Annotated in this window: 9 protein-coding genes; 7 read left to right on the top strand and 2 right to left on the bottom strand. The window is 72.7% G+C overall.

The window, feature by feature from the left end:
• Both IE239_RS11510 and IE239_RS11505 read left to right on the top strand, forming a co-directional pair.
• Entirely contained in the window at window positions 1-2,154 is a 2,154-nt protein-coding gene (locus IE239_RS11510) for an AfsR/SARP family transcriptional regulator (protein ID WP_190149151.1), read from the top strand.
• 51 nt (window positions 2,155-2,205) lie between these two features.
• A complete protein-coding gene (locus tag IE239_RS11505; protein WP_190149150.1) occupies window positions 2,206-3,471 on the top strand; it encodes a S8 family serine peptidase in 1,266 nt (421 codons plus the stop codon).
• A gap of 119 nt (window positions 3,472-3,590) precedes the next feature.
• On the opposite strand, the gene eccCa is transcribed toward IE239_RS11505, so the two are convergent.
• Window positions 3,591-7,571, bottom strand: coding sequence for a type VII secretion protein EccCa (gene eccCa / locus IE239_RS11500; protein ID WP_195826357.1), 3,981 nt, complete (start codon window positions 7,569-7,571; stop codon window positions 3,591-3,593).
• A gap of 320 nt (window positions 7,572-7,891) precedes the next feature.
• Window positions 7,892-8,635, bottom strand: a complete 744-nt coding sequence (locus tag IE239_RS11495; RefSeq protein WP_190149149.1) for an SDR family oxidoreductase — start codon at window positions 8,633-8,635, stop codon at window positions 7,892-7,894.
• Between the two features lie 94 nt (window positions 8,636-8,729).
• On the opposite strand from IE239_RS11495, the gene IE239_RS11490 reads away from it, so the two are divergent.
• From IE239_RS11490 to eccD, 5 genes are all read left to right on the top strand, one after another.
• Entirely contained in the window at window positions 8,730-9,290 is a 561-nt protein-coding gene (locus IE239_RS11490; RefSeq protein ID WP_190149148.1) for a TetR/AcrR family transcriptional regulator, read from the top strand.
• A 424-nt stretch (window positions 9,291-9,714) separates the two neighbouring features.
• The gene (locus IE239_RS11485) at window positions 9,715-11,109 is read left to right on the top strand and encodes a serine hydrolase domain-containing protein (protein ID WP_190149147.1); all 1,395 of its coding nucleotides are present in this window, start codon (window positions 9,715-9,717) and stop codon (window positions 11,107-11,109) included.
• Window positions 11,110-11,181: 72 nt separating this feature from the next.
• Complete coding sequence (locus IE239_RS11480) at window positions 11,182-12,168, top strand: transposase family protein (protein WP_190149146.1); 987 nt, start codon at window positions 11,182-11,184, stop codon at window positions 12,166-12,168.
• A gap of 74 nt (window positions 12,169-12,242) precedes the next feature.
• Entirely contained in the window at window positions 12,243-12,785 is a 543-nt protein-coding gene (locus tag IE239_RS11475) for a DUF6368 family protein (RefSeq protein ID WP_190149145.1), read from the top strand.
• 412 nt (window positions 12,786-13,197) lie between these two features.
• On the top strand, window positions 13,198-14,598 hold the full coding sequence (gene eccD, locus IE239_RS11470) for a type VII secretion integral membrane protein EccD (protein ID WP_190149144.1): 1,401 nt from the start codon (window positions 13,198-13,200) through the stop codon (window positions 14,596-14,598).
• Window positions 14,599-14,657 lie beyond the last annotated feature (59 nt).

The raw sequence follows: 14,657 nt of genomic DNA, 5'->3' as shown, positions 1-14,657 counted from the left end.
GTGCCGTCCTTTTCCGTGCTGGGACCGATGCGCGCCTGGTGCGAGGGCGCCGAGCTCGATCTCGGCCCCCCGCAGCAGCGCGCCACCCTGGCGGTGCTGCTCGTCCGCGGCAAGCGGCCCGTGCCCGTCGGCGAGATCGCCGACGTGCTGTGGGGCGAGCGGCCGCCGGTGAGCGCGACCAACGTGATCCACCGGCACATCGGCATGCTCCGCCGGGTCCTGGAGCCGGGTCTGTCCCACCGCGCCCAGGGACAGCTCCTCGTGCGGGGCTACGGCGGCTACCGGCTGAGGGTCGGCCCCGACGACGTCGACCTGACACGCTTCCGCCTCCTGCGCGAGCGGGCGCAGGAGGCGGGCCTCGCGCAGGCCGCCGAGACGGCCGTGGACCTGTTCGTCGAGGCGGCGGCGCTGTGGCGGGGGCCGGTCGTCGCCGGAATCCCGGCCGTCGCACGCGACCACCGCCTGTTCACCGCCCTGGACGACGAGTACGCGGCAACCGTGCGGGAGGGCGCGGACACGGCGCTCCGGCACGGGCTGGCCGACCGCGTCCTGCCCATGCTCGAACGCTGCGCCGCCCGCCGTCCCCTCGACGCGGGCGTGCACGCGAGACTCGCCCTGGCGCTGGCGGCCACCGGCCACCAGGCCGAGGCCCTGCACGTGTGCCACCTCGCCCGGACCCGGCTCGCCGCGGAACCGGGCGTCACGACGGGGGCCGAACTGCGCTCCGCACACGAGCGGGTGCTCGCCGGCCACATGAGCGACGGCCCGGTCGCCGTGCCTCCCGCGCGTCCTGGACCCGGGCACGTCGTCGCGGCGTCGTGCCGGGAGCCCGGCCTCCTCCCAGGGGCGCCGGAAGCACGAGCGGCCGTGGCGTCATCGCGGCCCGCGGCGGCGCCGACGGGCGGCGCCGGACCCGCGCCGCAGCCCGGCCTGCCCGACGACGGGCGACGGCTGATCTTCACCGGCCCGACCGCGACCGCAGCCGCAGCCGCGACCGGGCCCGTCCCCGCAGCCACGGCGGAGCTCGCCCCCGCAGCCGAGCCCGCCCCTGCGTCCGGATTCGTCGGGCGCCGCGCCGAGACCGCCGAACTGCTGTCCCTGGCCGCCGGCGCCTCGCCGGAGCACGAGGCGCCGGTCCTCGCCGCAGTCTGCGGTCAGGCCGGGGTCGGCAAGACCGCCCTGGCCGCCCAGGTGGCCCGCCTGCTGGCGGACCGGTTCCCGGACGGACTGATCCGCGTCGATCTGCGCGGTTTCGACCCCGACGCGGCGCCCGTCGCACCGGCCGAGGCCCTCCGCGGCCTCCTGCGCGCGCTGGACGTGCCACCCCACCGTCTGCCCGAGGACCCGCACGACGTGGACGGGCACAGCGCCGTGTGGCGCAGCGTGCTCAGCGGCCACCGCTTCCTGCTGCTGCTCGACGACGCCCGCGACGCGGCACAGATACGGCCCCTGCTGCCCGGCACGCCGGGGTGCATGGTCCTGGTCACCAGCCGCGACCAGCTCTCCTGCCTCGTCGCGGCCGAGGGCGCCCACCGTGTCGTCCTGGATCCGATGACGTCCGCGGAGTCCACGGAACTCCTGGCCGCGTGCCTGGGCCCCGGCCGGGTCACCCCCGACGACGCCGCCACCGCACGGATCGTGGAGCGCTGCGCGGGACTGCCGTTCGCGCTGACCGCCGTCGCCGCACGGATCACGGGCGCCGGCGTGGAGCCGGGGGCGCAGGCCGAGGCGGCCCTGGGGGAGGCCGCCCTGGGGGAGGCACGGCAGCGCCTCCACGGCTCCTACCGGACCCTCGCCCCCGGCCCGGCCCGTCTGTTCCGGCTGCTCGCCCTGCACCCCGGTCGCGGGGCGAGCACGGAGGAGGCAGCGGCCCTGGCAGGCCTCGAGCCGCGCCGGGCCCGGGCCCTGCTGTCGGCGCTCACCGCGGTGCACCTGCTCGACGAGCGCGCACCGGGGCTGTTCACGCTGCGTCCCCTCGAGCACGCCTACGCACGCGAGCTCCTGCACCGGAACGAGAGCACGCAAAAGCGCGCCGCGGCCGTCCACCGGCTGTCCGGCCGTCATCTGCGGCCCGTCCGTGCGGCCGGCGTGGCGACCTCGCCGCCGGCCGCCGGCCGCTCCTCTCGTCCGCAGCTCAGGACGCCCTCGTCCTGACGGCCCCCGACCGGCTCCGACCGTCCCGACCACCGAAGGACCGAACCGTACATGCCCCTCTCCCGGCCGCGCAGGGCGGCCCGGCCCGCTCTGCCCGCCCGCCGCTCCCGGTACGTGCTCCCCAGCGGGCTGTGGGCCCTCGCTCTCACCGTCTGTTCCGTGCCGGCCGCGTCGGCCGGCGACGCGGAACCGTCCCCGGCCGCGTCCGCCCCGACCGTACGGCTGCCCGTCATCCCCGGCTCCCTCGGCTCCGGCGCGTCCTGCACCCGGCCTTCTCCCACCGCGATGACGGTCGTCCCCTGGACGTACGCCGTGCTCGGGCTGTCCGGCGCGCGCGAGCATTCCCGGGGAGCGGGAGTCACCGTCGCCGTGGTCGACACGGGGGTCGAGCCGGGGACCCGAGGTCTGAAGGGCCGGGTCGAGGCGGTGGGGGACGCCGGCGAGGACTGCGTCGGACACGGCAGCTTCGTCGCCGGCCTCATCGCGGCGGACGACCGCACCAGCGGCGGGGCCGGCGCAGGGGGAATGGCTCCGGACGCACGGGTCCTCGCCGTGCGCGGAACCGACGCCCGTGGCCGGGCCGACGCCGCGGCGGTCGCCGTGGGCATCCGCGCGGCGGCCGACGCCCGTGCCGGGGTGATCGCCGTCCCGCTCGCGCTGTCCAAGAGCAGCGAGGACCTGACCGCGGCGGTCCGGTACGCCACGGCACAGGACTGCCTGGTGGTCGCGGCGGCCGTGCCCGACGCGCCCGCCGGGGCGTCCCACGGCACGACGACGCCGGCCCCGCCCGGCGCCTACTGGCCCGCCTCGGACAAGGGCGTGCTCTCCGTCCTGGACTTCGGCCCCGACGGCGACCGCCCCGACGACGCGCCGAAGCCGCTGCGGGCCGACCTGGCCGCGCCCGGCGACAAGGTCGTCGGCGCCGGCCCGCGCGGCAAGGGCAGCTTCACCGGCACCGGCGCGTCCTTCGCCACCGCCTATGTCGCCGGCGCCGCCGCGCTCGTACGGTCCCGGTATCCGAAGCTGAGCGCCGAGGAGACCGCGCGGCGGCTCACCGGGACCGCGTACCCGGCGGACACGCCGCGTCTGGACACCTACGCCTCGCTGACCGTCGTACCGCACACCGGGCGGGCCGCCGTGTCGCAGGGCGCGCCGGAACGACGGGTGGTGCTGTCCCTGCGGGCGGACGATCCGGGCCCCCGCAGGATCGCCCTGCTCGTGGGCTCCGCCGGTCTGCTGGCGGTGCTGACGGCGGCGGCCGTACGGGGCGCGGTGCGCGCCCGGCGCGTCCGGCCCGACGACGTAGCGGAGGCGTGAGAGCGCCGCGGAGGCCGGCGAGCGCCGCGACGGCCCGGCGGTGTCCGTGCCCGCCGGGCGGGCGGCGAAAGACGAGGAGGGGTCCGGCCATCGGCCGGCCCCCTCCTCGTCTTTCGGTCTCAGTCCTCCGCCAGCAGACCTGTCTGCACCTGGAACGTCTTGCGCCGGGTGATGCGCAGCGCGCGCCCCGGAACCAGCACGCGCGGCTTCACGCTGCCGAACAGGTAACCCTCCGACGGCGGGCACGACATCAGCAGGGCGGGCGTGTTCACGTCCAGCATCCGCCGCAGGACCTGGTCGCCCAGGCCTCGCCCGGCGCCCGCGGCGGAACGCGTCACCACGAGGTGGAAGCCGATCTCGTAGCCGAGGGCGAGGAAGTCCAGCAACGGCTCGAAGGGGCTGCGCCCCAGCGGTGCGTTGATCAGGTCGTAGTCGTCGACCAGGACGAACAGGGTCGGCCCCTGCCACCAGTCGCGCAGCCGCATCCGGGACGGGGCGATGTCCTGGCCCGGCATGCGGGTGCGCAGCGCGCGGGCCGCGCCCTCGGCCAGTTCGCGCAGCTGGTCGACGGAGACCGCGTGGCCGAGCCGGTACTCCTGCGGCACCGCCTCGACCAGCTCCCTGCGGTAGTCGACGACCAGGACCCGGGCCTCCTCCGGGGTGTAGCGCTCGGTGATGCCCTTGGCCACGAGCCGGAGCAGGTTGGTCTTCCCGGTCTCGGAGTCGCCGACCACGACCAGGTGGGGGTGCTCGGCGAAGTCGTGCCAGGCCGGCGCCAGTCTGTCCTCCTCGACACCGAGGGCGACGCGCAGATCCCCCTCGGCGGGCGGCAGTTCGGCCGCGGACAGCCGGACCGGCAGCATCCGCACGGGCGGGGCCGGGGGCCGCGTCCAGTGCGCGGCGACGGACTCGACGACCTCGGCGACACCCTCGGCCAGGTCGTCCTGCCGCTGGACGCCGTCCAGACGGGGCAGCGCGGTGAGGAAGTGCAGCTTCGTCTCGGGCGTCAGACCCCGGCCGGGCACACGGGGGACCGAGCGGGCCCGCCGGATGTCGATCACCGACTCCATCGGGTCGCCCATCTTCAGCTCCAGCCGGGTGCCCACCTGGTCCCGGACCTGGGCGGCGAGTTCGACCCACCGTGCGGTGGTGACGATGAGATGGATGCCGTAGTTCAGGCCGCGCAGCGCGAACTGGGACAGGGTGGACACGTGGTCGAGGTAGTCCTGCCGCAGGGTGCCCCAGCCGTCCACGACCAGGAAGACGTCGCCGTAGGGCTCGTCGGGGAACTCGCCGGCCGCGCGCCGCTTGCGGTACGTCGGCATGGAGTCGACGCCGTTCTCCAGGAAGAACCGCTCCCGCTCGGCCAGCAGCGAGGCGACCGCCGCGACGGTCCGGCCGATCCGCTCGCCGTCGACGTGTGCCGCCACACCGCCGACGTGCGGCAGGCCCGCCAGGCCGGTCAGGCTGCCGCCGCCGAAGTCCAGGCAGTAGAACTGCACTTCGCGCGGGGTGTGGGTGAGGGCCAGGGCGGTGATGAGGGTGCGTACCAGGGTCGACTTGCCGCTCTGCGGGCCGCCCGCGATGGCCACGTGGCCGCCCGCCCCGGAAAGGTCCACCACGAGGGGGTCACGGCGCTGCTCGAAGGGCCGGTCGACGATGCCGATCGGAACGCGCAGGCCGCCCGGGACCAACGCCTCGGCCCCGCCCGCGGTGATCGTCAGACCGCGTTCGGCGTCCGGCGCCGTGGGCGGCAGCAACTGGTCCAGGGTCGGCGGCAGACCGAGAGGCGGCAGCCACACCTCGCGGGCCGCCGGACCCGAGCCGTTCAGCCGGTCCACGGCCGTGGCGAGCAGACTCCGCGCGGTCGCCTCCTCCGCGGCGGCCGCCTCCGCCTGCGCCCGTGCCTCCGACTCGGGCAGCTGCCGCGGCGCGACCCATCCCACGCTCCACGGGGCGACCTGTCCGGCCACCTGGGCGAGGGCCAGGGCGCCGCGCCGCCGTCGGTAGGAGCCGGAGACGTACGCGGCCCGGAACCGGGTGAGCGCCTCCACGCCGCTCTTGAGGTATCCGCTGCCCGGCTGCGAGGGGAGGTGGTACGCGTCGGGCACGCCGAGCACCCCGCGGCTCTCCATGGCCGAGAAGGTGCGCAGACCGATGCGGTAGGAGAGGTGGCTCTCCAGCTGGTGCATCCTGCCCTCGTCCAGGCGCTGGGAGGCCAGCAGCAGATGGACGCCCAGGGACCGTCCGAGACGGCCGATCATGACGAACAGTTCCATGAACTCGGCGTGCGCGGCCAGCAGTTCGCTGAACTCGTCCACGACGACGAACAGGCTCGGCAGCGGCTCCAGGGGAGCGCCCGAGGCGCGTGCCTTCTCGTACTCCAGCGCGGAGGTGAAGTTTCCCGCCGCCCGCAGCAGTTCCTGACGGCGGATCAGCTCGCCGTGCAGGGCGTCCTGCATACGGGAGACGAGGGCGACCTCGTCCGCCAGGTTGGTGATCACGGCGGAGGTGTGCGGCAGTTCGTCCAGGCCCAGGAAGGTCGCGCCGCCCTTGAAGTCGACGAGCACGAAGTTCAGCGTCTCGGACGAGTGGGTCAGCGCCAGGCCCAGGACGAGGGTGCGCAGCAACTCGCTCTTGCCGGAGCCGGTCGCCCCGATGAGCATGCCGTGCGGGCCCATGCCGCCCTGCGCGGATTCCTTGATGTCGAGTTCGACGGGCGCGCCGTCCGCGCCGATCGCGATGGGAACCCGCAACCGGTCGGCGGCGCCGGTCCGGCCGGCCCAGTAACCCGCCGGGTCATGCCGGTGCAGGTCCGGGATGCCGAGCAGCGAGGTCAGCTGGATGTCCGAGGCGAGCGGTTCCGTGCTGTCGGTGGCCAGACTCAGCCGGTACGGTGCGAGCAGCGCGGCCAGCGAGCGGGTCGCCGCCGGCCCCATCCGGTCGGGACGGCCGAGCACGGTGGTCTGCTCCTGACGGCTGCGGTCGGTGCGCACCAGGCGCAACTCGGCGTCGTCGAAGTCCAGTCGCAGGGTCGTCCGGCCCGGCCGCCAGGTCAGCGAGCCGCCCAGGTCCACGACGACGCAGTTGCGGAAGCCCTGTCCGTCCAGCCGGTGCCCCGCCGGGACCCGGCCGCCGTCCACGACGATGACGGTGAACGGCTCCTCGCGCCCCGCGACCGCGTCCGGGTCGAAGGCGGGGCGCTCCTGGAACTCGGCGCCGAGCAGGTTCTCCAGTTCGGTGACCGAGGGGGCGACGAGACGGGCCGGCCCGGCGCCGTCACGGTCGTGCCGGTGCTGGGAGTGCGGCAGCCACTTGAGCCACTCCCAGTCGGTTCGCCGCTCGTCGGACACGCACAGGGCCACCCACAGGTCCTCCGGGGAGTGGAAGGTGGCGAGCTGGGCGACCACGGCGCGGGCGGCCGCCCTGATCCGGGGGGCGTCGCCGCGGGCCAGCACCTTCGACCAGGCCCGCAGATAGATGGCGACGGGCTGGTCGGGAACGGTCGAATAGGCGCGGATGAAACGCCGCAGGGCGTGCGCGCTCAACGGTTCGAGGTCCTCGACGGGTTTCGTGGACACGGGGCTGAGACGCACGCCGAGCCGCTGATCGCCCACGGCGATCCGCACCTCGGCGAAGTCGTCGTCGGCCGGCCGGCGTTCCCAGAGCCTGCTGGTGCGCACCATCGACCACAGCACGGCCGGGTCGGGATGGCGCCAGGCCAGCGCCTCCTGCTGTTCCACCACGGCCCGCCGGACCTTCCTGCGCACCTGAGCCAGATACCGCAGGTAGTCACGCCGTTCGCCCTTCGCCCGGCGTTTGCGCTCCCCTCGGCCGCGCATCACCTGGCCGACCAGCATGGCCACCATGGACAGCATCATCATGCCCATGGCTATGTAGCTCAGGACGGAGTTCTCGCCCGGCCGCAGGAACATGACCAGCATCGACGCGGACATCATGCCCATCGGCAGGAAGGTCCAGATGGCGGAGGTGTCGGCCTGCGCCTCCGGAAGGGTCGGTGGCTCCTGGAGCGCCAGCTCGCCCTGCGGCATGTCGGGGCCGCGACGGCGGGCCGGCCTGCGGAAGAGTTCAACGGACAACGCGACGGCGCTCCTTCGGTGGGTGCGGCGGGTTCGGGGTCCCTCCCTCCACGCACCACCGTCGACCGACGGCGGACGCCGCACCGGGCCCCGTCGCCCCGGCTCTCTGCCCGGCGGGCCGGGGCGGCCACGCGTCCGGGATGCGACGCGCGGATGCCACGGTGGTCTGCTGCTGGCGGTCGGGAGCACCTCCACGAACCTCACCCGGGATCCTAGGGGCCCGCGAGTGCGTGAAAAATGCCCGCGCGTCGCGGCGGTGACGGTGCTGCTCTCGTGTGGCCGTCCGAGTGCAGGCTCGGGGAGAGGCGGGGTGGCGAGTGTCATGCCTGGACTGTGGGACGAACGTTGATCTCGCCGATCTCGACGTCGTCGGGCTGCTCGAGGGCGAAGGCCACCGCACGGGCGACCGCGGCCGGCGGGATGCCCGCCACGTCCATGTGCTTGCGCGTCTGCTCGCGGATGCGTGGGTCCGTCATGGAGTCGGCGAGATCGGTGCGGATGTATCCGGGCGAGATGGCTGTCGTGCGCACCACGCCGTCGGTGGACTCCCTGCGCAGCCCCTCGTGGACGGTGCGGACCGCGTTCTTGGTCGCAGCGTAGACGGCCATCGTGGGGGACGCGCCGTACAGGCCGGCCACCGAGACGATGCTCACCAGGTGGCCCGCCCCTTGCTCGCGGAAGACGGGCAGCGCGGCGGCGACGCCGTTGAGCATGCCGCGAAGGTTGACATCGATCATGGCCGACCAGCCTTCGGTGTCGAGGTCGGCCAGCGGGCTGATCGGGGCGATACCGGCGTTGTTCACCAGCACATCGATACGCCCGTACCGGTCGATGGCGGCGGAGACCAGGCGCTGGAGGTCTTCGGCCTTGGTGACGTCGACGACGCACGTGGCAGCACGGCCCCCCTCCTCCCGGATGTCCCGCGCTATGGCGTCGATGCGCTCGCTCCGGCGGGCTGCGAGGACGACCGCGGCGCCCCGCCGGGCGAGCAGACGGGCCGTGGCTTCCCCGATGCCGCCACTCGCTCCGGTGATGGCGACGGTCTTGCCGTGAAGAGAGAGCACTGCTGCCTCCAAGTAAAGTGGACACGTGTCCGATGCGCGTTTCACCTTACCGGACACGTGTCCACTTGTAATGGCGGAACTTCAGGAGATGCCCATGAGCGCGCCAGCACGCCGTCCGGATGCGGCGCGGAACCGGACCCGCATCGTGGAGGCCGCCCGCGCAGCCCTCGCCGAGTCCCCCCACGTCCACCTCAACGAGATCGCCAAACGCGCCGGTGTAGGACAGGGGACGCTCTACCGGAACTTCCCCAACCGCGAAGCGCTCCTCGCCGAGGTCTACCGGCGCGACGTCGAAGAACTCGTCGCCGCCGCCCCCGCTCTGCTGGCAGAACACGAGCCCGTGGAAGCCCTGCGTCACTGGCTCGACCGATTGATCGACTACGCCGAGATCAAGCGCGGCGTCCTGGCGGCGCTCGAGCCGACGGCGTGGCAGGACCTCGTCGCCGACAGCCACAACCCCATCGAGGGCGCCCTCGCCCACCTGTTGGATGCCGGAAGAACGGCCGGTTCCCTCCGCACGGACGTGGACGCCCACGGGGTCCTCCTGCTCATCGCCTACCTCAGCCGCCTGGAACGGAATGAATGGAGAACCACGGCACGGCCACTGATGAACGTCATCCTCGACGGCCTTCGGCGACAGGACGCCGACCGGTGAGGACGACAGACCACTGAGGACATCCCGAAGAGCAACCCCCGCGTCACCACACAACAGAGGAAAGACCCCGACTCCGCCACCGAGCGGTGTCGGTTCTCAGGTTCTGGCTCAGCTTCTGTGACGCAGTCACGATGAGTAATCGGTTGGGGGCGACAGTCCCGGCTGGTTACGGGCTGCCCCACGATTGATCTTGGGGTGTGCCGGCCTGGGAGTTCGGCTGGTGGGTGATTCAGCAGCTGGACTGGCGGGTCGGCAGCTGTGGCGCCGGACAGGCCGGTGCCAAGGCGGGCGACACATCGGGCCGACCGGCTGCCCGGAACAGCCCCGCATCTTCCCAGATCTTCTAGCGGTCAACGCCGAGGACAGGCAAGGATCATGGCTGGAGGCAGGGGAACCCCTCCCCTGCCTTGATGAGGGGGTTGTCATGAGCGATGAGCAGGACACGCTGTCGGAGTTCGTTGAGGCGACGGCCACGAAGTTCGGGGTGCCTGGTGTTGCCGTCGGGGTGTGGGTGGACGGCCGGGAGGTCTACGGGTTCCACGGCGTGACGAGCGTCGAGAACCCGCTGCCCGTCGATCAGGACACGCTGTTCGTGTTGGGCTCGGTCACGAAGCCCTTTACGGCGACCGCGCTGATGCGCCTGGTCGCGGAGGGTCGGGTCGAGCTGGACAAGCCGGTGCGCCGGTATGTTCCCGAGCTCGTGCTCCCGGATGAGCGGGCCGCGGCGGAGATCACCGTGTTGCAGCTGCTCAACCACACTGCGGGCCTTGACTGGAGGATGAGCGTCGACACCGGCGAGGGAGACGATGCCCTGGCCGCGTATGTGGCAAAGATGTCCGAGTCGGAGCTGATCGCGCCGCCTGGTGCCCGGGCCTCCTACAGTCAGGTGGGGTACAACCTGGCTGGGCGGATCATAGAAATGGTCACGGGTCTGACCTATGAGCAGGCCATCGCCTCGCTTCTGTTCGAGCCGTTGGGTCTTTCGCACACTTCCTTCGCCACCAATGACGTCATCACACGGCGGTTCGCGGTGGGGCACAACGTCGGTGAGGACGCGACGCCGGCCGTCGCGCGGCAGTGGAAGGACAGCCGCGGCAACAACCCCGGCGGGGGCTGCGCGTCCTCGGTGACGGACATGCTTCGTTGGGCCCGGTTCCATCTCGGTGACGGCCGCGCACAGGACGGTGCCCAGGTGTTGCCCGCCGAGGTCCTGCAGCAGATGCAAGTGCAGACTGTCGAATTGCGGGGCAGCACGCTCGGCGACGCCTTCGGCATCTGCTGGTTCCTGCGCGACGTGGACGGCGTTCGCACCGTCGGCCACGGTGGATCGGCCAACGGCCAGTTCGCTGAGCTGCTGATCGTGCCCGAACGCAACTTCGCAGTCGTCTCGCTGTCCAACGCGGGCCCGGACGGCGGCCTCGCCTTCAACCAGGCCGCCGTCCGGTGGGCGCTCGAGCACTACCTCGGGGTTGTCGACCGGGACCCGGAGCCGCTTCCCTACGACGAGGAGCAGGCCGGGGAAGTCGTCGGGAGCTACGCGAACGACATGATGGCGCTCACCATCGCCACGGATGGGGCCGGGTTGACGATCGCATGCGGGATCAAACCGGAGATCCGTGCGGCGGCGGACACCGAACTGCCCCCGGATCTCCCGCCGGCCGATCTCGGTCTGCTGCCCGGCGACGCGGATGAATACATCGTCACCGGCGGCGGCCTGAAGGGGCAACGCGGTTTCTTCACCCGCGACGAGAACGGTGTGATCACCGGGGTCGACCTCGCCGGCCGGTTGTTCAATCGGGTTCCCATGGCCTCCAAGTAATGGGCCGACCCGCGAGTGATCTTCGTCTTGGGTGGGGACATGGGGATGGCCGCGTGAGTTGTGTGGATTGTGATGACCCATCAGGCCCGCGCGGCCATGTCCCATCCTGCCTTCTGCGGCGTCTCGGACCAACATCTGGGCGAGTTGGCCACTGAGCTCGCTCCGCGCTGGGAGGCCCGGTGTGAGTCCGGGCGCCATGACCGGCGTGGCGGTGCCCGCGAGCGTGAAGCCGGGGCTGGGCCGAAGTACGAGTTCGTTTTCGTCGATCGGCTGCTGGTGATGCTGGTGCACCTGCGGACCGGGCTCACCCACGAGGCCCTGGGCGTGATCTACGAGGTGGGCTCGTCCACCATCGGCCGTGCGATCGGTGAGATCCGTCCGCTGCTCGCGAGCCGCGGGTTCGCCGTCCCGGACCGGCCCGAGGTGCGGCTGCGCACCTTGGAGGACGTGTTCGCCTATGCCGAGGCCGAGCAGGTCACGTTGCGGATCGACGGGATGGAAACCCAGGTCCGACGCCCGAAAGCGGGCAGGCCAGGCCGGCGCGCGTTCGTCTCGGGCAAGCGCAAGCAGAACACCATCAAGACCACCACCGTCAGCGACGGCCAGGGACGCACTCTGTGGTCTGGGGCGGAACGGCCGGGCCGGATGCACGACCAGACCTCGGTGCGCACCGAGGGCATCGCCGAGCAGTTCCGCCAACACCCAAACGTGAAGGCCGAGGTCGACGACGGCTACCTGGGCCTGGCCAACGAGTTCCCCGACCAGGTCTCGGCCCCGCCCAGGAAACCCAAGGGACTCGACGATGACGACGGGCTGCTGACCGAGCGGTACGGCTGGCGCGAGGCCAAGCGTCGACAGTCCTCCCGCCGGATCTGCGTCGAGCACGCCAACGCCGAACACCGCCAGTGGCGCCCACTCCAGCGGTACACCGGACGCCGCGAAACTTACGGCGAAACCCACCGCGCCGTCGCCTCCCTCGTCTCCGACCGCGCCGCCCGCAGGACCACCCGTCGCAAGCCCAGCACCGAACTCGTGCACGTCCGCACGATGGCCTGCTGAATCACCCACCAGCCGAACCCCCAGGCCAGCACACCCCAAAATCAATCGCGGGGCAGCCCGTTAGGCTCCGAGCCATGAGCGGACCGGCGTTGGTGATCGAGTTGGCGGAGGCCGTCCCCCGCGTGGCGATCCAGCGGCTCCGCGACTTCCTGCTCGGCGCCTCGGCACGGTTTGAGGAGAAGCGGGTCGGCAAGTACGACCTGAACATTCACGCGGAGAACCTCGGGATCACGGACGCCGGGGACGTAGACGGACGCCGGCCCGTCCTGATCTCCCTCATGGGGCCTGGAATCGGCGACGAGGCCATTTTCGAGGCCGAGCACGCCGACGAAGTCGACCAGGAACCCCTCATTGGTTTCACCCCCACCCACGCGGTCGGCGTCATCGCGTTCTGCAACCGCCCTGTCGACCACCTCGTGACGGCCCTGCTGACCGCCGCCGTCAAGGATGTCAACGGTGGTGTCGCCAACGCCGAACTGCGAGAAGATCAGATTTCAATCGTGGCCGGCCTTCCCGGCATCGTCGCAACGATGACCGATCCGTGGCCCGCCGCGTACGGCTCGGCGGAATTCCTCCGAGCGTGGGCCCAACAGCCCGGTTTCCGGCTCCTGAAGTAGCCGGAACTCAGCCGGCTGGCTCACGCGAGTAGTACCCGTTTGCGTAGCGACTTGCCGTACCGCCTGGAGACGACGAGCCGTCACTCAGCGTGGCCGCGTCACAGAAGCTGAGCCAGAACCCGCTCCCACCCACAAAGCCACCTGTGCCTGTGCCTGTTCCTGTGCCTGCGGTCAGTTTTCCCTCACACAGGCCTGCCTACGATCTGGCGGCGACCAGGACACGGCGTTGCTCTTCGGCCCCTGCCCGTTCAGGCGTCCCCCGCATCCCCGGGCGACGCCGCCCGCTTCCGGACACCCCGGTACGCCCGGGGCGGGCGATCCGCGTCCGGCCCCGGGCCGGACCGCGACGCATCCCGTTCCCGCGAAACCCCGGCCCGCCTTCTCGCGGGCCTCGAAGAAGAAAGGCAGGAGCGTGAGCGACAACGCGACGGCCGGCCTCTGCCGCATGAACATACGGACGTCCGGGCGGTCCGTGGATCTCGCCGTGCCGTCGGACGTCCCGATCGCCGACCTGCTGCCCGTCGTCATCGGATACGCCGGCGACGAGCTGGAGGAGTCCGGACTCGAACACGGCGGCTGGGTGCTCCAGCGGCTCGGCGGCGCGCCGCTGGACCTGGAGTCCACCGCCCAGGCACTGGGCCTGCGCGACGGCGACACCCTCTATCTGCGGCCGCGGGTCGAGACGCTGCCCGAGGCGCACTTCGACGACCTGGTCGACGGCATGGCGGGGACCTTGCGCGAGCGCCCTCACCAGTGGTCCCAGGACGCGACCCGCTGGCTGCTGCGCACCCTGCTGGTGTGCTCCGTGGCCGCCGCCCTGGTCATCCTGGTGCTGCCCGGCGCCCCGGTCGCCCTGCGGGCGGCGGCGGCCGCGACGGTCGGCCTGCTCCTGCTCGCCGGCGCGGCCGCCGCCAGCCGTGCCATGGCCGACAACGGCACCGCCACCGCGCTCGCCGTGATGGCCGGCCCGTGCCTGGGCGCCGCCGGCTGGCTGCTGCCCGTGCTGGGCGCGCAGGACGGCTCGGGAGCCGCCGCGACCGGCAGCCGACTGCTGTCCGCGGCGGCCGCGTCGGCGGCCGGAGCCGGGCTCGCCCTGATCGTCATCTCCGGGCCCGCCCGCTTCTTCCTGGCCTCCGCCGTGGTGGCGGTCGCCGCATGGCTGGCCGGACTCCTCATGGCCCTCGCCGACCTGCCGGCCCCGCACGCCGCCGCTCTCGTCGCGGTCGTCGCGACCCTGCTCGGCGCCGCCGTGCCCGGAGTCTCCTTCTGGCTGGCGGGCCTGCGGATGCCGCCCCTGCCCACCAACGCGGAGGAACTCCAGCAGGGGATCGACCCCGAACCCGGCGAGCGCCTCGTCACCCGCACGGTCCGGGCCGAGGGCTGGATGACCGCGCTGTACGGGGCGGTGGGCGTGATCTGCGCCGGCGCTCTCACCGCGCTGGGCCGGGAGCACGACACCCCCGCCCGCGTCACCACCGCCGTCCTCGCCCTGCTCCTCACCCTGCACAGCCGGGGCATCGGCAACGCCCTCCAGCGTGTGGCGGTGCTGCTGCCCGGCCTGTGGGGCGCGGCCGTTCTGGTCGTGTCCCTCGCCGCGGGCTCCGGCGCCGGCAAGCGACTGCTGCTCGTCGTGCTGCTGTCCGGCCTGGCGGCCGCTCTCGCCGTCCTGTGCTGGGCCCTGCCGGGCCGCCGCCTCGTGCCGCACTGGGGGAGGGCCGCGGAGCTGCTGCACTCGGCGGCGGCGATCGCCCTGCTGCCGCTGGTGCTGTGGGTGCTCGGCGTCTACGGCCGGATGCGCGGCGTCCTCGGCTGATCTGCGAAGGACCGGGGCGCCGTACCGCGCCGAGCGATGACGACAGCGCCACGAACGAC

This window comes from Streptomyces humidus, assembly GCF_014649655.1.
GTDB lineage: Bacteria > Actinomycetota > Actinomycetes > Streptomycetales > Streptomycetaceae > Streptomyces > Streptomyces humidus.
This window is presented reverse-complemented; position numbering and strand designations above follow the sequence as displayed.

What these genes read in the sequence shown, in the direction of transcription:
- IE239_RS11480 (WP_190149146.1), top strand. Translation starts at nt 11,182, where the DNA reads ATGACCCATCAGGCCCGCGCGGCCATGTCCCATCCTGCCTTCTGCGGC.
- IE239_RS11490 (WP_190149148.1), top strand. Translation starts at nt 8,730, where the DNA reads ATGAGCGCGCCAGCACGCCGTCCGGATGCGGCGCGGAACCGGACCCGC.
- IE239_RS11485 (WP_190149147.1), top strand. Translation starts at nt 9,715, where the DNA reads ATGAGCGATGAGCAGGACACGCTGTCGGAGTTCGTTGAGGCGACGGCC.
- IE239_RS11505 (WP_190149150.1), top strand. Translation starts at nt 2,206, where the DNA reads ATGCCCCTCTCCCGGCCGCGCAGGGCGGCCCGGCCCGCTCTGCCCGCC.
- IE239_RS11475 (WP_190149145.1), top strand. Translation starts at nt 12,243, where the DNA reads ATGAGCGGACCGGCGTTGGTGATCGAGTTGGCGGAGGCCGTCCCCCGC.